This window comes from Streptomyces sp. NPDC051636 (genome assembly GCF_044453765.1).
Taxonomy (GTDB): Bacteria; Actinomycetota; Actinomycetes; order Streptomycetales; family Streptomycetaceae; genus Streptomyces.
The window spans coordinates 19,704-38,894 of the sequence record NZ_JBITDA010000011.1; the positions used below are offsets into that span (position 1 = coordinate 19,704).

General features: G+C 71.4%; 15 protein-coding genes. 10 read left to right on the forward strand and 5 right to left on the reverse strand.

Annotated features, from left to right (window positions below; all coding sequences use genetic code 11):
- Positions 1-15: 15 nt before the first annotated feature.
- From ACIBBH_RS20400 to ACIBBH_RS20410, 3 genes are read right to left on the reverse strand one after another with little or no spacing between them, the layout of a single operon-like run.
- Positions 16-411: a DUF742 domain-containing protein gene (locus ACIBBH_RS20400; protein WP_399406486.1), complete on the reverse strand. Its 396-nt coding sequence runs from the start codon at positions 409-411 to the stop codon at positions 16-18.
- A 9-nt stretch (positions 412-420) separates the two neighbouring features.
- Positions 421-855 carry a roadblock/LC7 domain-containing protein gene (locus tag ACIBBH_RS20405; protein WP_399406488.1) on the reverse strand — a complete coding sequence of 145 codons (435 nt, stop codon included), beginning with the start codon at positions 853-855 and terminating at the stop codon, positions 421-423.
- On the reverse strand, positions 852-3,686 hold the full coding sequence (locus ACIBBH_RS20410) for a nitrate- and nitrite sensing domain-containing protein (RefSeq protein WP_399406490.1): 2,835 nt from the start codon (positions 3,684-3,686) through the stop codon (positions 852-854). The genes ACIBBH_RS20405 and ACIBBH_RS20410 overlap by 4 nt, the downstream gene beginning before the upstream one ends.
- Positions 3,687-4,107: 421 nt before the next feature.
- Here ACIBBH_RS20410 and ACIBBH_RS20415 point away from each other — a divergent pair, with 421 nt between their 5' ends.
- The gene (locus ACIBBH_RS20415) at positions 4,108-4,641 is read left to right on the forward strand and encodes a hypothetical protein (protein ID WP_399406840.1); all 534 of its coding nucleotides are present in this window, start codon (positions 4,108-4,110) and stop codon (positions 4,639-4,641) included.
- A 207-nt stretch (positions 4,642-4,848) separates the two neighbouring features.
- Here ACIBBH_RS20415 and ACIBBH_RS20420 read toward each other — a convergent pair whose 3' ends face one another.
- Together ACIBBH_RS20420 and ACIBBH_RS20425 are read right to left on the reverse strand one after the other, a co-directional pair.
- Positions 4,849-6,042 (reverse strand): NAD(P)/FAD-dependent oxidoreductase, encoded by a 1,194-nt coding sequence (locus ACIBBH_RS20420; RefSeq protein ID WP_399406492.1) that lies wholly within the window; start codon positions 6,040-6,042, stop codon positions 4,849-4,851.
- Between the two features lie 100 nt (positions 6,043-6,142).
- Complete coding sequence (locus ACIBBH_RS20425; RefSeq protein ID WP_399406494.1) at positions 6,143-6,466, reverse strand: bifunctional 3-phenylpropionate/cinnamic acid dioxygenase ferredoxin subunit; 324 nt, start codon at positions 6,464-6,466, stop codon at positions 6,143-6,145.
- 453 nt (positions 6,467-6,919) lie between these two features.
- On the opposite strand from ACIBBH_RS20425, the gene ACIBBH_RS20430 reads away from it, so the two are divergent.
- The 9 genes from ACIBBH_RS20430 (at position 6,920) to ACIBBH_RS20470 (ending at position 19,188) form a co-directional block, all read left to right on the forward strand.
- Complete coding sequence (locus ACIBBH_RS20430) at positions 6,920-7,750, forward strand: IclR family transcriptional regulator (protein ID WP_399406496.1); 831 nt, start codon at positions 6,920-6,922, stop codon at positions 7,748-7,750.
- 238 nt (positions 7,751-7,988) lie between these two features.
- The gene (locus ACIBBH_RS20435) at positions 7,989-9,074 is read left to right on the forward strand and encodes an S-(hydroxymethyl)mycothiol dehydrogenase (RefSeq protein WP_399406498.1); all 1,086 of its coding nucleotides are present in this window, start codon (positions 7,989-7,991) and stop codon (positions 9,072-9,074) included.
- A complete protein-coding gene (locus tag ACIBBH_RS20440) occupies positions 9,071-9,697 on the forward strand; it encodes an MBL fold metallo-hydrolase (protein ID WP_399406500.1) in 627 nt (208 codons plus the stop codon). Before ACIBBH_RS20435 ends, ACIBBH_RS20440 begins: the two co-directional genes overlap by 4 nt.
- Positions 9,698-9,738: 41 nt before the next feature.
- A complete protein-coding gene (locus tag ACIBBH_RS20445; protein ID WP_399406502.1) occupies positions 9,739-12,201 on the forward strand; it encodes an FAD-dependent oxidoreductase in 2,463 nt (820 codons plus the stop codon).
- Positions 12,202-12,210: 9 nt separating this feature from the next.
- Positions 12,211-13,365, forward strand: coding sequence for an N-methyl-L-tryptophan oxidase (gene solA / locus ACIBBH_RS20450; RefSeq protein WP_399406504.1), 1,155 nt, complete (start codon positions 12,211-12,213; stop codon positions 13,363-13,365).
- A gap of 11 nt (positions 13,366-13,376) precedes the next feature.
- A complete protein-coding gene (locus ACIBBH_RS20455) occupies positions 13,377-14,519 on the forward strand; it encodes an aromatic ring-hydroxylating dioxygenase subunit alpha (protein WP_399406506.1) in 1,143 nt (380 codons plus the stop codon).
- Positions 14,500-15,966 (forward strand): aldehyde dehydrogenase family protein, encoded by a 1,467-nt coding sequence (locus ACIBBH_RS20460; RefSeq protein ID WP_399406508.1) that lies wholly within the window; start codon positions 14,500-14,502, stop codon positions 15,964-15,966. The genes ACIBBH_RS20455 and ACIBBH_RS20460 overlap by 20 nt, the downstream gene beginning before the upstream one ends.
- Before the next feature lie 81 nt (positions 15,967-16,047).
- Positions 16,048-17,622 carry an APC family permease gene (locus ACIBBH_RS20465; RefSeq protein ID WP_399406510.1) on the forward strand — a complete coding sequence of 525 codons (1,575 nt, stop codon included), beginning with the start codon at positions 16,048-16,050 and terminating at the stop codon, positions 17,620-17,622.
- Positions 17,623-17,637: 15 nt separating this feature from the next.
- The gene (locus ACIBBH_RS20470; RefSeq protein ID WP_399406512.1) at positions 17,638-19,188 is read left to right on the forward strand and encodes a GMC family oxidoreductase; all 1,551 of its coding nucleotides are present in this window, start codon (positions 17,638-17,640) and stop codon (positions 19,186-19,188) included.
- The last annotated feature ends 3 nt before the right edge of the window (positions 19,189-19,191 follow it).

Sequence of the window (19,191 nt, forward strand, 5' to 3'; positions counted from 1 at the left end):
CCCGCTCCGCGCCGCTCACAGCGCCCGGAGGCCGTTGATCACGTCGCGCAGAATACTCTCGTCCGGCAGCTCCGCCGGGGGTACCGGACGGTTGACGTGGACGAGTTCCTCGTTCACCAGATCGCCGATGAGGACCCGTACCACTCCGATCGGGAGATCGAGTTCGGCTGCGAGTTCGGCGACCGACTGCGGGGCCTGGCGGCACAGTTCGACGATGTCCACGTGTTCCGGGGACAGCGTCTGGTCCGCTTCCGGGTCGTCCGCCTGGGGTTCCGTCACGACCACCGCGATCAGGTCGAGGCGGTGCTGGGCCGCACTCGTGGTGCGGCCGCGCGTCATGGCGTAGGGGCGGACGACCGGTCCGGCCTCGTCGTCGAACCAGTGGCTTCTTCCCTGACCGTCTCCACTCATGTCATCCCACTACCCGCCGGCGGGCAGATCGGTGCGCGGTGCGGTGCCCAGATGCACACCGACCCGCTTGACCAGGAGTGTCATCTCGTACGCGACCTGGCCGACGTCGGAGTCGGCGTCCGAGAGGACGGCGAGGCAGCTGCCGTCGCCCGCGGCCGTCACGAACAGAAAGGCGTCGTCGAGCTCGACGACCGTCTGCCGCACGTTGCCCGCCTCGAAATGGCGGCCGACGCCCTTGGCGAGGCTGTGGAAGCCGGAGGCGACGGCGGCCAGGTGCTCACTGTCCTCCCTGCTGAGGTCCTTGGACACCCCCGTGGGCAGGCCGTCGCCGGAGAGCACGACGGCCTTGCGGATGCTGGCTACCCGGTCGACGAGGTCGTCGAGGAGCCAGTTCAGCCCCCCGTTGTTCGTAGCGCTGTGGCCGGTCGTCTTCGGTGCGGTCATCGACCGTCCCCCTTAGTCGTTCCTCTTGCTGTGCTGTTCCGGGCCCCGTCGCCCTCGGCGTTCTCCTCACGGCCACGCTGCCAGCCGCGCTGGAGCGAGGCCATTCGGCTGCGTACCTCGTCGGCATCGCGCTCGACGGGGTCCGCCTCGCGCTCGGCCCCCCGTTCGGGATCCTGCCTCAGCTGTGGGGCAAGGCTGGCCTGCCGGACACGCCTGGGCAGCGGTCCGGCGCCGGATGCGGTGTCCCGGGACGCGCCGTCGGCGGCTGGGACGGCCTCGCCGGAAGCGATCGCGGGGCGGCGGGTCCGCCGGGGCAGCTCGGGGGCCCCGGCCGGCTCGTCCCGCCCGGTGGCCGGGGACTGGGCTCGTTCGTCGACGCGCTCGACCGGTCCGGTTCCCCGGCGGGCCGCCTCCTCGCCGCGGCGGCGGGTCGGCAGTGGAGCCGGGCCCGGGTCCGCCTCCGGCCGGCGCGGGCCGGAACCGACGAGGGGCTTCTCGTCGGCCTCGTCGCGCCGGGACCGCTGCTCGGCGACGGGCCGCCCGTGCGAGCTGACCAGCTTGGGAGTACGGCGCCGGGGCAGCGGGACGGGTGCGTTCGGGCGGTCGTCGGCATCCGGCCGGTCCGCGGCCCCGGAGGCCTGCTGATGGTGCTCGCCGAGCCGGGCCGGCGTCTCGTCGTACACGCCGGTGAGGGAGCGGTGAGGCCGGAACAGGCTGCCGCGTTCGCCGTCCTCCTCGCTGAGGGCGCCCGGGAAGTCGTCGAGGGCGTCCAGGTCGGCGGGTGCCTCCAGCTCGACCGGCCCGTCCAGGAGCGAGGCCGACAGGCCGGGCCGCTGCGCGGGCGCCGGAGACAGGGACGACGTGCGGCTCTCCCCCCGGGCGGCCGTCTTCGCGGTCCGCTCCCGGTCGAGACGGAAGCCGACGCCGTTGGTGTCCGGGACGTCGTCCGTGAGCAGTACGTCGGGGATGAAGACGACGGCGGTGGTGCCGCCGTAGGGCGACGGCTGCAGCGAGACGCGGACGTTCTGGCGCTGGGCGAGCCGGCTGACCACGAACAGGCCGAGCCGGTCGGTGTCGGAGAGCTCGAACTCGGGTGTCTCGGCGAGCCGGAGGTTGGCGTCCAGCAACGCTTCGGCCGCCATGCCCAGGCCCCGGTCGTGGATCTCCAGGGTGAAGCCGTTGGCGACCCGCTCGCCGAGCACCTGGACGGCGGTGTGCGGCGGCGAGAAGACGGTGGCGTTCTCCAGCAGTTCGGCCACCAGGTGGGTGAGGTCGGCGACGGCCGGGCCGGTGACCGCGACACGCGGCAGCCGGCGGACCTCGATGCGCTCGTAGTCCTCGACTTCGGCAACGGCGGCCCGGACGACGTCCATGAGCTGCACGGGCTTGCGCCACTGCCGCGAGGGAGCGGCACCGGAGAGGATCACCAGGCCTTCGGCGTGCCGGCGCATACGGGTGGTGAGGTGGTCGAGACGGAAGAGGTCGGCGAGCTCGTCGGTGTTCTCGGTCCTGCGCTCCATGGTGTCGAGCAGGGTGAGCTGCTTGTGCAGGAGCACCTGGCTGCGGCGGGCGAGGTTCACGAAGACCTCGGAGACCCCGGCGCGCAGCTCGGCCTGCTTGACGGCGGCCTCGACGGCGGCGCGCTGCAGGGTGTTGAGCGCCTGGCCGACCTCGCCGATCTCGTTCTTGTCGTACTCCAGGCGCGGGACCTCGGTCTCCACGTCGACCTGCTCGCCCACCGACAGCCGGCGCATCACGCTGGGCAGCCGGACGCCGGACGCCTCGTGCGCCTCCAGGCGGAGTTGCCGCAGATCGCGGATGAGGCCGCGGCCGACGCGTACGGACAGCACGACGGAGAGCAGCAGGACGACCAGTCCGAGGACGCCGGCGACGGCGGCCTGGACGATCACGCCCACGGCCACGGGGCGGACGCGGTCCTGATAGCGGTCGCCGACCTGGTCGTCGAGGGTGCGGAGCTCGTCGAGCACGTTGCCCGCGGCGGCGTCCCAGATCTTGGCGCTGACGTCGTGGGGCGTGCCGGAGCGGGCGGCGATGACGTCCTGTTCGGCCGCGCGCAGCGGGGCGCTGGTGGCGTTCTTCCAGAAGCGTTCGTAGCGTTCGCGTTCCGACGTCGGAAGCAGCGGCAGGCTGATGTCGTACAGGAGGCTGCGCTGGGCGACGAGGTCGGAGACGTCCCGGGTCTCGTCGGCGGAGAGCTTGCCGACCACCAGTGCGGAGCCGACCAGGGCGTCCTCGCGGGAGAGCAGTTCGCGGGCGCGGGTGATGTTGACGAGGGCGCGGGCCTGCTTGTCCATCTCGACGTCGTCGATGCCGTCGAGGGAGGCCAGCAGGTTGTAGCAGGGGTCGACGAGGCGGTTGTAGAGGTCCAGGGCCTGGGCGCGGTCGACGGTGCCCTCCTCGACGCTGCGGCGCAGCGAGTCGATGTCACCGAAGGCGTCCAGGACCGCGGTGAGACGCTCGTTGTCGTCCGCGTCCATGCCGTCGAGGATGTCGGAGTCCTTGGCGTTCTTGCGCACCTTGCGGATGGCCTCGTCGGTGGCGGCCCGGGTGCGTCGCAGCGCGGTGAGCGCGTCGGAGGCGCGGGGGTCGGCGAGGTAGACGAGAGTCTGGCGCCGTTCCTGCTGCAGCACGCGGGCGGTGTCCTCAGTGGGATAGCCGATGTCCTCCACGATGTCCGTCACATGGAGGAGCTGGGCCACGTCACGCCCGGTGAGCACCGTGGCGAAGCCCCAGATCGCGGTCAGCGACACCAGCGGCACGAGAAGCAGCGCCACGATCTTCCGGCGGACGGACTTCCCGCGAAAGCGCATGGCCTCCCCCAGCTCGACCCCCGACGGCCGGGGGTACACATGTGCGTCAACAAACGGCGCGAGCCTACTACCGCCACGCCTCCAACTCGAAGACGTGTCCGGAGGCTGACGTTCCGAACTGACGGCGAGACATGGCGAGTTGTCCGGGCATTGCGGGAGATTGCCACCGCGATTGAGCCAGGTGGGGCGGAGAGGGACGGGATCGGTTCGGCGGGCCGGTTGGCCAGAACTTTACGGTGGTTGGGAATCTTCGTGGTCTGTTGTTCGTCTTTCTCCATGGGAGATGAGTGCGGAATCGGCCACAGGAGCCGCATCCCGCATCCGGGCGGCATAAAACAGCGCAAGCCGGGCAGCGACTGGGGAGTTGGTGTCTTCGGACACCGGAGCGAGCGGTCAGCCGGCGGTGGGGAGTGACACGGTGATGGGCACGGCGGAGCGGCGCATGGCGTCCGAGGACGGCGCGGCGGTGCGCTCGAAGGAGCTGAGAGGACCACAGGCGCCGGATCGCGACATTCCGTCGCGAGGGCGTGACGGGAAGTCGGCCGGGGTGCAACAGCAGCAGTATTACCGGCCGTTGTGGGTCGAGGAGCCGGCGCGGCGTCGACGGCTGCCCGATCCGGTGCGGACGGCGGCCGTGCGGGCGGTGCTCATCATCGCTGTGACGCTCATTCAGGCCATGGTCGCCTTCCTGTGCACCATGGCCGGGTCGTGGCTGGCGTTCCCGATGGTGATCAGCAGTGTGGTGAGCACGGTCGTGGCGACCTGGGGCGCGGTCGACGTGTGGGTGACCCGCCAGGTGTGGAACCAGCGCAACGGCGTGGTGTCGGTGCCGAGCAGTACGGCCCGCTCACTGCGGCGTGAGCGGCGCGCCGCCCGCCGGGGGGCGCGAGCCGCCGAGCGCGAGCGGGAGCGCATACGTCGGCGGGGCGGCACCGGGCAACTGTCGCACTCCTGAGGCGCAAGGGCCGCCCCCGATCGGAGCTCGCTCCTGAGGGCCCGGTGTCGCCCCGGCTGAGGGACGGCCTCGCCCGGCGACCGGGCGGGCGCCCGCCCTTCGACAGCGGCACGACGGCCCCACGCCACCGCGCGGCCGCCCTCGGGGCGCAACGCGGCCGTCCGCGTCACACCCGGCCGCCCCGCATCCCACCCGGCCCCCCGCGCGTCACGACGCGGCCGGCTGCGCCCGTTTGCCCTCGCTCTGCGCGCGCTCGAGTTCGCGTCGGGCCCGCGTGAAGGGTCGCGGGTGGTCCACGGAGAGCACCGCGACCGTGTGCCCGTCCCGTTCGTACCGCGCGAGGAAGCCGCTCTCGCCCGGGGCACCGTCGGCGAGCTCGCCCTCGGTGACGCGGACGGTGTCGCCGTCCCGGCGCCGGCCGGCGAACTGGATGCGCGCACCGTACTGGTCGGACCAGAAGTACGGCACCGACCTGACGGCCTCCAGGGTGCGTCCGGCGAGCAGGTTGGCCACGGCCACGCGGGGCTGCTCGGTGGCGGAGGTCCAGTGCTCGGCCCGGTTGCCGCCCACGCGCGCCACGTCGCCGACGGCGACCACCTGGGGCAGCGCGGTCACGCAGCCGTCGTCGCACAGCACCCCGTCGTGCAGGGCGAGCGTCGAGCCCGCCAGCCAGGCGGTGCTGGGCGTGGCGCCGATGCCGACGATCACCACGTCGGCCGCGAGGACACGGCCGTCGGCGAGTTCCACGCCGGTGACGGCGACGGTGCCGTGCAGTCCGGCGACGCCCGTGCCGGTGACGAGGTCCACCCCGCCGCGGCGGTGCAGCGCGGCGCACACCGCGGCCATCTCGGCGCCCAGTTGGGGCACGAGAGGCAGCGGGGCGGCCTCGACGACGGTGACGTGGTGCCCGAGGGCGGCGCAGGAGGAGGCGGTCTCGGCGCCGATGAAGCCGCCGCCGATGACGACGACCTGGCGCGGGCCCCGGGTGAGTTCCGCGCGCAGAGCGCGGGCGTCGTCGAGGGTGCGCAGGGTGTGCACCCCGGCGAGGCCGTCGCCGGGAAGGCGGCGGGCCGCGGCGCCGGTGGCGATGACGACGCCGTCGGTGGAGACGGTGCGGCCGTCGTCGAGCAGTACCGTCCGGCTGCGGGGGTCGAGGCCGCGGGCGCGGACGCCGAGGAGCCATTCGGCGTCGAGCCGGCCGGTCTCCTCGGGGTCCGTGAGGGCGAGGTCGTCCTCGTCGGCGCGGCCGGTGAGGAAGTCCTTGGAGAGGGGAGGCCGGTCGTAGGGCCGGTGGGGTTCGTCGCCGACGATCACCAGTCGGCCGTCGAAGCCCTGGGCACGCAGTTCGCGGGCCGTGTAAAGGCCGGAGAGCGAGGCGCCGACAACGGTCACGGTTCTCATGCGGCACGGCTCCTCTCGGCCGGTGCGGGGCGGGAGGCCGACGTGCGGCGCGAAGCGGTCGCACGGCAGGAGGCCTGCGTGCACCGGGCGGTCACGGCCCTCATGCGGCCGTTCCCTCCTCCGCCGCCAGGTGGACGTGGATGACACCCTCGTCCACCGTGACGCGGTGGGTACGGACGGGGCGGCGGGCCGGAAGGCAGGTCGGCTCACCGGTACGGAGGTCGAATGACGCGGCGTGCAGCGGGCATTCGACCAGGCAGCCCTCCAGCCAGCCCTCGGAGAGGGAGGCGTCCTGGTGGGTGCAGGTGTCGTCGATGGCGTAGAGCTCGCCGTCGTCGGTGCGGAACACGGCGACGGGCGGAGTGGTCCCGACGCGGACGGACTCGCCCTCGGGGAGGTCTTCGAGGCGGCAGACGGGAATCACGGGCCCCCCTCTCGGTCCGGGACGCTCGGTCCGGGACCCTCGGTCCAGACCTGCTCGGTTGCAGGCAGTCAGGGAGTCCGGACCTTCTTCGGTCCGGGCGATGAAGGTGAAGCGGCATGGGGTGACGGACCGTCGTCGGTCCACGGCCCGTCGTCGGTCCGCGGCCGGTCATTGATCCACGGCCCGTCCTTGGTCCACGGACCCTCGTCGGTCCACGGACCGTCGTCGGTCCACGGACCCTCGTCGGTCCACGGACCGTCGTGGGTCCACGGACCGTCGTGGGTCCAAGCCGTCCGGCACCCTTCCGGGATCCGGACGCTTCGGTAACATGATGTTTCGCATGGCGCACGAGCAAGCGCTATGCGCAACAGAATCCGGGCGGGACGACCGTCGCGTCAAGGGTTTCCCGCAGATGCGGCCCAAACCGGGCCGGCAGGTGGTGAGAGTTGAGCCATGACCCGCACGCAGAAGCAGTCTGACCGCAGCGAGGAGAACACCCAAGGCCCCGAGAAGCAGAACGGCAGAGGAGCGGCGAGCGCGGTGCAGTCGGTGGACCGCGCGGTGAGCGTTCTGGAGATCCTCGCCCGGCACGGCGAGGCGGGCGTCACCGAGATCGCCGAGGAGCTGGACGTGCACAAGTCCACCGCGTTCCGGCTGCTCGGCGTCCTGGAGAACCGCGGCCTGGTGGCTCAGGCGAAGGACCGCGGCAAGTACTACCTGGGGGCCGGCGTGCTACGCCTGGCGGGGGCGGCGGCAGTGCGGCTGGACATCTCGCAGGAGGGCGTGCCGGTCTGCCGGGAACTCGCCGACGAGCTCGGCGAGACGGTGAACATCGCCGTGCTCGACGACGACGCCGCGGTCAATATCATGCAGGCCCGGGGCACCGCGTCCGTCACGGCGCAGAACTGGCTGGGCAGACGCACGCCGCTGCACGCCACCTCCAGTGGCAAGGTGCTGCTCGCGCACATGCCGCCCACGCTGCGGGAAGGTCTGCTGGCGCGCCCCCTGCACCGCTTCACCGAGCGGACGATCACCGGCGCCTCGGCGCTGCGCGGCGAGCTGGAAGCCGTGGTCGGACAGGGCTACGGGGTCACCATCGAGGAGCTGGAGCTGGGGCTCGCCGCCGTGGCCGCGCCGGTCCGGGCGCACGACGGCAAGGTGATCGCGGCAATCAGCGTCTCGGGGCCGGTGTACCGGCTGAACGCGGACCGGCTGCCGGAGCTGGCGAAGCGGACGGTGACGGCCGGGGCCGAGCTGTCGCGCCGTATGGGCTACGGCTTCTGACCGAGGCCGGGTGGACGCCCGGCCCCGCCGGGGCCCGGCGCCCGAATCGCCCCGCGGCCACGGCGCGGGACCGGGAACTTCCTGGTCCCGCGCTGCTGTGTGTCCGGCGGGTTTCGCCCCCCGGGCGCCTTTTGCCAAGGGTTAACGCCCACCTCTTGACGGCTCCGCGAGCGCGTTCTCAATATGTTCCTCATCGCGCAACCCATAGTGCATTGCGCAACAGCAGAGGAGCGTGGTCGTGCCACACGAGGTCCGTGCCGTAGTTGCTGTGAAGAAGGGCGCACCCGTCGAGGTGCAGACGATCGTCGTCCCCGACCCCGGGCCCGGAGAGGTCCTCGTCACCGTGCAGGCCTGCGGGGTCTGCCACACGGATCTGCACTACCGCGAGGGCGCGATCAACGACGACTTCCCGTTCCTGCTGGGCCATGAGGCGGCCGGCACGATCGAGGCGGTCGGACCCGGAGTGACCGGCCTCGTACCCGGCGACTACGTGGTGCTCGCCTGGCGCGCGCCCTGCGGAAGCTGTCGCTCCTGTCGCCGCGGCCGCCCCTGGTACTGCTTCGACTCCCGCAACGCCGCCCAGCCGATGACCCTGCTGGACGGCACCCCGCTCAGCAATGCCCTCGGCATCGGCGCCTTCGCCGAGAAGACGCTGGTCGCGGCCGGTCAGGCCGTGAAGATCGACCCGGCTGCCCGGCCCGAGGCCGCCGGCCTCATCGGCTGTGGCGTGATGGCCGGGTACGGCGCCGCCGTCAACACCGGCAAGGTGGGCCGCGGTGACTCGGTCGCCGTCATCGGCTGCGGTGGCGTCGGCAACGCGGCCATCGCGGGCGCCTGCCTGAACGGCGCGATGAAGGTCATCGCCGTCGACATCGACGACAGGAAGCTGGACCAGGCGGAGAGGTTCGGGGCCACGCACACGGTCAACTCCCGCGGCACAGATCCCGTCGAGGCGGTCCGGGCACTCACCGACGGTTTCGGCGTCGACATCGCGATCGACGCGGTGGGCCGCCCGGAAACCTTCACCCAGGCCTTCTACATGCGCGACCACGCGGGCCTGCTGGTGCAGGTCGGCGTTCCCTCCCCCGAGATGAAGGTGGAGCTGCCCCTCATCGACGTGTTCTCGCGCGGCGGAGCCGTCAAGTCGTCCTGGTACGGCGACTGCCTGCCCAGCAGGGACTTCCCGTTCCTCATCGACCAGTACCTGTACGGCCTGCTCGACCTCAACGCCTTCGTCTCCGAGACCATCGCCCTGGACCAGGTGGAGGAGGCGTTCGGGAAGATGCACCGCGGCGAGGTGCTGCGGTCGGTGGTGGTCCTGTGAGCGTCCGCGGGACCGTACGCGTCGAGCGCGTCGTCACCTCCGGCACCTTCAGCCTCGACGGCGAGACCTTCGACGTGGACAACAACGTCTGGCTGATCGGCGACGACGAGGAGGTGCTCGTCGTCGACGCCGCGCACGACGCCCGCGCGATCGGGAAAGCGGTCGGGGGACGACACGTCACCGCCATCGTCTGCACCCACGCCCACGACGACCACATGGACGCGGCGGCCGAACTCTCCACACGCACCGGCGCGCCCGTCCTGCTCCACCCGGACGACCACGAGCTGTGGTCCCGCACCCTCCCCGGCCGCAAGCCGGACGGCGAGCTGGCCGACGGCCGCGTCCTCGCCGTCGCCGGCATCGAACTGCAGGTCGTCCACACCCCCGGCCACACCTGGGGCAGCTGCTCCCTCTACGTCCCCTTCCTGGCCGCCGTGTTCACCGGCGACACCCTCTTCCACGGCGGCCCCGGCGCCACCGGCCGCTCGTACTCCGACCGCCCCGCCATCGAGGCGTCCATCCGCGCACGGCTGCTCACCCTGCCGGGCGACACCGTCGTCCACACCGGCCACGGCCAGGACACGACGATCGCCGCCGAGCGGCCGAACGTGCCCGCCGCCTGAGCGACTCCCCCGCACCTGCCATCCCCGCCACAAGGAGGGGCATGTCCAGCACCCCCGAAACCCGGCACCAGGGTCCCCGCGTCGTCGTCATCGGCGCCGGCATCGTCGGCTGCTCGCTGGCCGACGAGCTCACCGCCCGCGGCTGGACCGACGTCACCGTCCTCGAACAGGGCCCGCTGCCCGCCCCCGGCGGCTCCACCTCGCACGCGCCGGGCCTCGTCTTCCAGACCAGTCCTTCGAAGACCCTCGCGGAGTTCGCCAAGTACACGGTCGAGAAGTTCGGCTCGCTCCAGGCCGACGGCGTCTCCTGCTTCAACCAGGTCGGTGGCCTGGAGCTCGCCACCACCCCCGAGCGCCTCGCCGAGCTGCGCCGCCGGGCCGGTTACGCCGCCGCCTGGGGTGTCCGCGGCGAGGTGGTGAGCACCGCCCGCTGCAAGGAACTCTGGCCGCTCCTCGACGAGTCGGTCGTCCTCGGCGGCTTCCACACCCCCGACGACGGTCTGGCCCGCGCTCTCCTCGCCTGCCGGGCCCAGATGGAGCGGGCCGCCGGGAGAGGTGCCCGTTTCCTGGAGCGCCACACCGTCACCGGCATCGAGAAGGAAGACGGCCGGGTCACGGGAGTCGTCACCGACCGGGGCACCTTCCCCGCCGACCACGTCGTGTCCGCGGCCGGTTTCTGGGGCCCGGTCATCGGCCGCATGGCCGGGATCGACGTACCGCTGCAACCGCTCGCCCACCAGTACGCGAAGACGCAGCCGCTGCCCGAGCTGAGCGGGGCCGTCGAGGAAGCCTCGAAGCCCATCCTCCGCTTCCAGGACCGCGACCTGTACTTCCGTGAGCACACCGACCGCATCGGTATCGGCTCGTACGCGCACCGGCCGCTGCCCGTGGACCCGTTCGCGGTCCCGGCCTACGACGAGGCTCGCGCGCGCGACCTGGAGATGCCCTCCTCGTACCCCTTCACGCCCGAGGACTGGGCGCCGAGCTGGGAGGACTGCCGCCGGCTGATCCCCGCCCTGCGGGAGACCGAGATCGACACCGGCTTCAACGGGGTCTTCTCCTTCACGCCGGACGGCATGCCGGTCCTCGGCGAGTCGCGGCGGCTCAGGGGGTTCTGGCTGGCCGAGGCGGTCTGGGTCACCCACTCCGCCGGGGTCGCCAAGGCCGTCGCCGAGTGGATGGTCGACGGGCGGCCTTCCACCGATGTCCACGAGTGCGACCTCACGCGTTTCGAGGACGCGCAGCGGTCACCGTCGTACGTCCGTGAGCGGGGCTCACAGCAGTTCGTGGAGGTGTACGACGTCCTCCATCCCCTCCAGCCGATGGAGCACCCGCGTCCGCTCCGGGTCAGCCCCTTCTACGCACGCCAGCAGGAGCTCGGCGCGTTCTTCCTTGAGGGCACCGGCTGGGAGCGCCCGCACTGGTACGAGGCGAACGCCCCGCTCGTGGACGGGCTCGGTGACCTGCCCGAACGCGACGCCTGGTCCGCCCGCTACTGGTCCCCCGTCGCCGCGGCGGAGGCGAGGGCGACCCGTGAGAGGGTCGCCCTCTACGACATGACCCCGCTGCGCCGTCTGGAGGTCACCGGCCCCGGCGCCCTCGCCTTCCTCGACCGCATGACCAGCAACAACCTCCGCAAGAAGCCGGGCGCGGTCACCTACACCCTCCTGCTCGACGCCACCGGAGGCGTCCGCTCCGACCTCACCGTGGCCCGCCTCGCCCCCGACCGATTCCAGGTCGGTGCCAACTCCCCGGCCGACCTCGACTGGCTCGTCCGGCACGCCCCGGAAGGCGTCCGCATCAGGGACATCACCTCCGGCACCTGCTGCGTCGGCGTCTGGGGCCCCCTCGCCCGCGACCTCGTCCAGCCGCTCACCCCCGACGACTTCTCCCACGAGGGCTTCGGCTACTTCCGGGCCGAGGAGACGTACATCGGCCATGTCCCGGTCACGGCGATGCGGCTCAGCTACGTCGGTGAGCTCGGCTGGGAGCTGTACACCACCGCCGACCTGGGCCTCCGGCTCTGGGACACGCTGTGGGAGGCGGGCCGCGACCTCGGGGTGATCGCGGCCGGGCGGTCCGCCTTCAACTCGCTGCGGCTGGAGAAGGGCTACCGCGCCTGGGGCGTGGACATGACCGACGAGCACGACCCGTTCGCGGCGGGCCTCGGCTTCGCGGTGCGGATGGACAAGGAGGACTTCGTCGGCAAGCCCGCCCTGGAGGCCGCCGGCGCCCCGCCCCGCCGCCTCACACCCCTCCTCCTGGACGACCCGGCCGCCGTGGTCCTCGGCAAGGAGCCCGTCTACGTCGACGGTGCCCCCGCCGGCTACGTGACCAGCGCGTCCTACGGCTACACGGTGGGCCGCTGCATCGCGTACGCCTGGCTTCCCGCGCACCTCACCACGGGCGCCGGCGTGCACATCGATTACTTCGGCGAGAGGGTCCCGGCCACCGTCGCCGAAGAGCCGCTCTTCGACCCGAAGATGACCCGCATCCGCCGATAGGAGACAGGCATGTCCCCCGCTTACGACGTGATCGTCATCGGTCTCGGCGGCATGGGCAGCGCCGCCGCCCACCATCTGTCCGCCCGCGGCGCCCGCGTACTCGGCCTGGAGAAGTTCGGCCCGGTGCACAACCGGGGCTCCAGCCACGGCGGTTCGCGCATCACCCGGCAGTCGTACTTCGAGGACCCGGCGTACGTCCCGCTGCTGCTGCGCGCCTACGAGCTGTACGAGGACCTGGAGCGGGCCACCGGCCGGGAGATCGCCGTCCTCCCCGGCGGCGTGATGGTCGGCCCGCCCGACTCACGCACGGTCTCCGGCTCCCTGCGCTCGGCGGTCGAGTGGGACCTGCCCCACGAGATGCTGGACGCCAAGGAGATCCGCCGCCGCTTCCCGACCCTGGACCCCTCTGACGACGAGGTGGCGCTGTACGAGAAGAAGGCCGGTCTCCTGCGTCCCGAGAACACCGTCGCCGCCCACCTCCAGCTGGCCACCCGGCAGGGCGCGGAGCTGCACTTCGACGAGCCGATGACGCGCTGGGAGCCGTACCGGGACGGCGTCCGCGTACACACGGCCGAGAACACCTACACCGCCGGTCAGCTGGTGATCTGCCCGGGCGCGTGGGCGCCGCGGCTGCTCACCGGTCTCGGGGTGCCGTTCACCGTCGAGCGGCAGATCATGTACTGGTTCCAGCCGAGGGGCGGCACCGAGCCGTTCCTCCCCGCAAACCACCCGATCTACATCTGGGAGGACGCGGCAGGCGTCCAGGTCTACGGCTTCCCGGCCATCGACGGCCCCGAACTCGGCGCGAAGGTCGCCTTCTTCCGCAAGGGCGTCGAGTGCACCCCGGAAACCATCGACCGGACCGTGCACGAGCACGAGGTCAGGGCCATGGCGGAGCACATGTCCCGCTGTGTCCCGGATCTGCCCGGCACCTTCCTCAAGGCCGCGACCTGCATGTACTCCAACACCCCGGACGAGCACTTCGTGATCGCCCGGCATCCCGCGCACCCGGAGTCGGTCACCGTGGCCTGCGGGTTCTCCGGGCACGGCTTCAAGTTCGTGCCCGTCGTCGGCGAGATCCTCGCCGACCTGGCCATCACCGGCTCCACCGCCCACCCCATCGGCCTGTTCGACCCCGCCCGCCTCGCCGCCGCGCCCGCCTGAGGAGCACGCACGTGACGACGATCCCCCTCTCCCCGAGCCTCATCGCAACGCTTCCGGGCCACTACTACACGGACCCGGAGCTCTTCCGGCGGGAACAGGAACTCGTCTTCGAGTCCATGTGGTTCTGTGCCGTCCGCAGCGCCGACCTGGCCGGACCCGGCGCCTTCCGCACCGTCCAGGTCGGCCGCGAGAACGTCATCATCACCCGCACGCGCACGGGTGAGCTGCGCGCCTTCCTCAACGTCTGCCGCCACCGCGGGGCGCGGCTGTGCACGGAGGAGTCCGGCGAGGTCCGGCGCTCCCTCCAGTGCCCGTATCACGCATGGACGTACGACCTTGACGGCAAGTTGATCGCCGCGCCCAACTTGATCAAGATGCCTGATGTTGATCGAGTCGAGTACGGATTGATCAAGGTCGCGCTGCGCGAGTGGCTCGGTTACGCCTGGGTGTGCCTCGCCGACGAACCGCCCTCCTTCGAGGACACCGTGCTGCACGCGGCCGTGGAACGGCTCGGCGACGCGGCCGCGATCGAGCACTACGGCATCGAGAACCTCACGCTCGGCAAGCGGATCACCTACGACGTGAAGGCCAACTGGAAGCTGATCGTCGAGAACTTCATGGAGTGCTACCACTGCGCCACGATCCACCCCGAACTGACCGAGGTCCTCCCGGAGTTCGCGGACGGCTACGCGGCCCAGTACTACGTGGGCCACGGCGCGGAGTTCGGCGAGGAGATCAAGGGCTTCACGGTCGACGGCAGCGCGGGCTTCGGCAAACTGCCCGCCGTCAGCGCCGACCAGGACCGCCGCTACTACGCCATCACCGTGAAGCCGACGGTGTTCGTCAACCTCGTACCGGACCATGTGATCCTGCACCGCATGTTCCCGCTCGCCGAGGACCGCACGGTCGTGGAGTGCGACTGGCTGTACGCGCCGGAGGTGGTGGCGTCGGGCGCGGACGTGTCGAAGTCGGTGGAGCTGTTCCACCGGGTCAACGTCCAGGACTTCGAGGCCTGCGAGCGGACCCAGCCGGCCATGTCGTCCCGCGCGTACCGCCGGGGTGGAGTGCTGGTCCCCAACGAGCACCACATCGGGATCTTCCACGAGTGGCTCGTGGAGAAGCTGGGAGGCGGCCATGCCGGACCTGTTCATTGACGGTGAGTGGCGCGGCGCTCTCGACGAGCGCACCCGCGAGATCCGCTGCCCCGCCGACGGGTCCCTGGTCGGAGTGGTGGACGAGGCGGGCGGCAAGGACACGGTAGAGGCGATCGCCGCCGCCCGGCGTGCCTTCGACACCGGCCCCTGGCCGCACACGCCTCCGAACGAGCGCGGCGACCTGCTGCTCCGGGTCGCCGGCCTGCTCGTACGCGACAAGGACGCACTGGCCCGCGCCGAGTCCCTGGACACGGGCAAGCGGCTGGTGGAGAGCGCGTACGACATCGACGACATCGTGAACTGCTTCCGCTACTTCGGGCGGCTGGTCGCGGCCGAGACCGGCCGGGTCGTCGACACGGGCACCGAGGGCGTGGACAGCCGGGTGGTGTACGAACCCGTCGGCGTCTGCGCGCTGATCACCCCCTGGAACTACCCCCTCCTGCAGACGGCCTGGAAGGTCGCCCCCGCCCTGGCCGCCGGCAATACCTTCGTGCTGAAGCCCAGCGAACTGACCCCGCACACGGCGATCCACCTGATGCGGCTGCTGGCGGAGGCCGGGCTGCCGCCGGGCGTGGCCAACCTGGTCCTCGGCACCGGCCCGGAGGCGGGTGCTCCGCTCGGCGACCACCCCGACGTCGATCTGGTCTCCTTCACCGGCGGCCTGCAGACCGGCCGCCGGCTGATGGCGGCGGCGGCCGGCACGGTGAAGAAGGTCGCGCTCGAACTCGGCGGCAAGAACCCCAACATCGTCTTCGCCGACGCCCACTTCGACACGGCCGTCGACATGGCGCTGACCGCCGTGTTCCTGCACTCCGGGCAGGTCTGCTCGGCCGGGGCGCGGCTGCTGGTCGAGGACTCGCTGCACGACCGGTTCGTCGACGAGGTGGTGCGGCGGGCACAGTTCATCCGGCTGGGCGGGCCGTTCGACGAGCGGGCCCGGACCGGGCCGCTGATCTCGGCCGCGCACCGGGCGAAGGTGGAGGCCTACGTCGCCCAGGGACTGGCGGAGGGCGCGGTGCTGCGCTGCGGCGGCGCGCGTCCGGCCGGGCCCGGCTACGACGAGGGCTTCTACTATCTGCCCACCGTGCTGGACGAGTGCGCGAGCGGCATGTCGGTGGTCCGGGAGGAGTCCTTCGGGCCGGTGCTGACCGTCGAGCGCTTCTCCAGCGAGGAGGAGGCCGTCCGGCTGGCCAACGACACCGTCTACGGCCTCGCCGGCGCCGTCTGGACGACCGACGAGGGCAAGGCCGCCCGGGTGGCGGCGCGGCTGCGGCTCGGCACCGTCTGGATCAACGACTACCACCCCTACGTCCCGCAGGCCGAATGGGGTGGTTTCAAGCAGTCCGGCTTCGGACGCGAACTCGGACCCTCGGGGCTCGCCGAGTACCGCGAGACGAAGCACATCTGGCGCAACGCCGCACCCGCACCCCAGGGTTGGTTCGACTGATCCTGCCGTGTCCCCGGATCCCGGCACCCGCACGAGGCGCTGCCTCCCCCTCCCTCCCCCCGGCCCACGAGGAGTCCGCTCATGACCACCACCGAGCAGTCACCAGGCCCGCACCACCACGACGACAGCGAACTCGCCGAGTTCGGCTACAAACCCGAGCTCAAGAGAACCCTCGGCAACTTCCACACCTTCGCCGCCGGGATCAGCTACATCTCGATCCTGACCGGCACCTTCCAGCTGTTCTACTTCGGCTACGGCAGCGGCGGCCCCGCCTACTGGTGGTCGTGGCCCATGGTGTTCGTCGGCCAGTTCATGGTCGCCCTGTGCTTCGCGGAACTGGCCGCCCGCTACCCGATCGCGGGCTCCGTCTACAACTGGTCCAAGAAGGTCGGCAATCCCCATCTGGGCTGGCTGGCCGGATGGATGATGTTGATCGCCTCGATCGTGTCCATCTCGGCCGTGGCACTGGCCTACCAGCTGACGCTGCCGCAGATCTCGTCGTTCTTCCAGTTCGTCGGGGACGGCACCGGCAAGTACGACGTGGCGACCAACGCCGTCGTCCTGGCAACGGTGTTGATTCTCTTCACCACTCTCGTCAACGCGTTCGGTGTCAAGTTGATGGCCACGATCAACACGGCGGGCGTCTTCATCGAGTTGATCGCCACGGTCGTGTTGATCATCCTGTTCGCCGTCCACATCACGCGCGGTCCGCAGGTGGTCATGCAGACCAACGGCACGGGGACGGGCTACTCGACCGGCTACCTGGGCGCGTTCCTGGTGGCGTCGCTGGCGTCCGCGTACGTCATGTACGGCTTCGACACCGCCTCCTCGCTCGGTGAGGAGTGCCTGGACCCGTCCCGGAACGCGCCGCGCGCCATCATCCGCGCGATCGTCGCCTCCTTCGTCCTGGGCGGCCTGGTGCTGCTGCTGGCGCTGATGAGCGTCTCCAGCCTGAAGGGCGACAAGCTGTCCACCGACGGCCTGCAGTACATCGTGCTCGACGTGCTCGGCCCGACGGCCGGCAAGGCGATGCTGTGGTGCGTGCTGATCGCGGTCACGGTCTGCGCCCTGGCCGTGCACACGGCGGCGATCCGGCTGGCGTTCGCGATGGCCCGGGACAACAACCTTCCCGCATCCTCCCTGCTTGCCAGGGTCAGCCCGCGCTTTCAGACCCCGGTGCTCCCGGCCGTGATCATCGGCGTGCTGGCGCTGGCGATCCTCGTCGTCAACATCCGCCAGCCGCAGATATTCACGGTCGTCACCAGCATCGGCATCATCATGATCTACCTCGCCTACCTGGGCGTGACCGCGCCCATGCTGGTGGCCCGGCTGCGCGGCAAGTGGCAGCCGGCGAGCGACGGCAGGTTCTCCCTCGGCCGCTGGGGCCTGCTGGTCAACATCGTCGCGGTGGTGTGGGGCGTGGCGATGACGGTCAACCTGATCTGGCCGCGGGACGCGGTCTACAACGCCACCGCCCCGCACCACTGGTACCTGCAGTGGGGCGCGGTGCTGTTCGTCGCGGTCATCGCGGGCGGCGGGTACGCCTACTACTGGTTCGTCCAGCGGCACCGCACCGGCGTCCTCGCCGAACACCGCCTCGACGCCTCCGCCTCCCCCGCCCCGACCGGTCCCCTCGCCGCCCCCGCGGCCGACTAAGGAGGTCACCCGCTCATGAGCACCGATGAGTTCGACTATGTCGTGGTCGGCGGCGGCACCGCGGGCAACGTGGTCGCGGCCCGCCTCTCCGAGGACCGTTCGGTCACGGTGTGCGTGCTGGAGGCCGGCCCCAGCGACGTCGGCGACGACGACGTCCTGCGGCTGGAACGCTGGATGGGCCTGCTGGAGTCCGGCTACGACTGGGACTACCCCGTCGAGCCGCAGGCCAGCGGCAACAGCTTCATGCGGCGCGCGCGCGCGAAGGTCCTGGGCGGCTGCTCCTCGCACAACTCCTGTATCGCCTTCTGGGCCCCGGCCGAGGACCTCGACGACTGGGCTGCGGCGGGCTGTACGGGCTGGAGCGCGGCTGACCTCTTCCCGCTCTACCGGCGCCTGGAGAACAACGACGCCCCCGGCGACCACCACGGCCGTACCGGCCCGGTGAAGTTGCGCACGCTCAAGGGCGCGGACCCGTGCGGGACGGCCCTGCTGGAGGCGTGCGCGCAGGCGGGCATCCCCACGGTGCCGTTCAACACGGGCAGGACCGTGGTCCGGGGCGCCAACTGGTTCCAGATCAACTCCGACGAGAACAACATCCGCCAGTCGTCGTCCGTCGCCTATCTGCACCCGGTGCTGGGCAAGCGGCCGAACCTGGAGGTACGGACCGGGGTGCGGGCCAGGAAACTGGTGCTGGAGGACCGGCGGTGCGTGGGCGCCGAGTACCTCGACCCCGATCTCGTGCACACGCGGACGGTACGGGCCCGGCGCGAGGTGATCGTCTCGTGCGGGTCGATCGACTCGCCCAAGCTGCTGATGCTGTCCGGGATCGGACCGGCCGAGCACCTGCGCGAGGTCGGCGTCGAGGTCGTGGTCGACTCGCCGGGCGTCGGCGAGAACCTCCAGGACCACCCCGAGGGCGTGATCATGTGGGAGGCCGAGCAGCCGATGACCGCCACCTCCACACAGTGGTGGGAGGCGGGCATCTTCTACGACACCGAGCCGGGCCTGGACCGGCCCGACCTGATGTTCCACTACGGCTCGGTGCCGTTCGACATGAACACCGCCCGCTGGGGCTACCCGACGTCCGAGAACGCCTTCTGCCTCACGCCCAACGTGACGAAGGCCAAGTCCCGGGGCACGGTACGGCTGCGGACCCGGGACTACCGGGACAAGCCGAAGGTGGATCCGCGGTACTTCACGCACGAGCACGACGTGCGGGTGATGAAGTACGGGCTGAAACTGGCCCGGCGCATAGCCTCGCAGCCCGCACTGAGCGGCTGGGCCGGCGCCGAGCTGGCCCCCGGGCCGGACGTGCGCACGGACGACGAACTGCTCGACTACATCCACAAGACCCACAACACCGTCTACCACCCGTCCTGCACCGTGCAGATGGGCGCGGACGGCGACCCCTCGGCCCCGCTCGACGCGCGGCTGCGGGTCAAGGGCGTCGAGGGCCTGAGGGTCGCCGACGGGTCGGTCATGCCGGACCTCATCGCCGTCAACCCGTGCATCACGACGATGATGATCGGCGAGAAGTGCGCGGATCTGCTGAAGGAGGACGCCTGACGG

Excerpts from the sequence above, each read along its gene's own strand:
- ACIBBH_RS20400 (WP_399406486.1), bottom strand. The coding sequence starts at position 411 with ATGAGTGGAGACGGTCAGGGAAGAAGCCACTGGTTCGACGACGAGGCC.
- ACIBBH_RS20430 (WP_399406496.1), top strand. The coding sequence starts at position 6,920 with ATGACCCGCACGCAGAAGCAGTCTGACCGCAGCGAGGAGAACACCCAA.
- solA (WP_399406504.1), top strand. The coding sequence starts at position 12,211 with ATGTCCCCCGCTTACGACGTGATCGTCATCGGTCTCGGCGGCATGGGC.
- ACIBBH_RS20415 (WP_399406840.1), top strand. The coding sequence starts at position 4,108 with ATGGGCACGGCGGAGCGGCGCATGGCGTCCGAGGACGGCGCGGCGGTG.
- ACIBBH_RS20470 (WP_399406512.1), top strand. The coding sequence starts at position 17,638 with ATGAGCACCGATGAGTTCGACTATGTCGTGGTCGGCGGCGGCACCGCG.
- ACIBBH_RS20410 (WP_399406490.1), bottom strand. The coding sequence starts at position 3,686 with ATGCGCTTTCGCGGGAAGTCCGTCCGCCGGAAGATCGTGGCGCTGCTT.
- ACIBBH_RS20405 (WP_399406488.1), bottom strand. The coding sequence starts at position 855 with ATGACCGCACCGAAGACGACCGGCCACAGCGCTACGAACAACGGGGGG.
- ACIBBH_RS20465 (WP_399406510.1), top strand. The coding sequence starts at position 16,048 with ATGACCACCACCGAGCAGTCACCAGGCCCGCACCACCACGACGACAGC.
- ACIBBH_RS20445 (WP_399406502.1), top strand. The coding sequence starts at position 9,739 with ATGTCCAGCACCCCCGAAACCCGGCACCAGGGTCCCCGCGTCGTCGTC.
- ACIBBH_RS20420 (WP_399406492.1), bottom strand. The coding sequence starts at position 6,042 with ATGAGAACCGTGACCGTTGTCGGCGCCTCGCTCTCCGGCCTTTACACG.
- ACIBBH_RS20460 (WP_399406508.1), top strand. The coding sequence starts at position 14,500 with ATGCCGGACCTGTTCATTGACGGTGAGTGGCGCGGCGCTCTCGACGAG.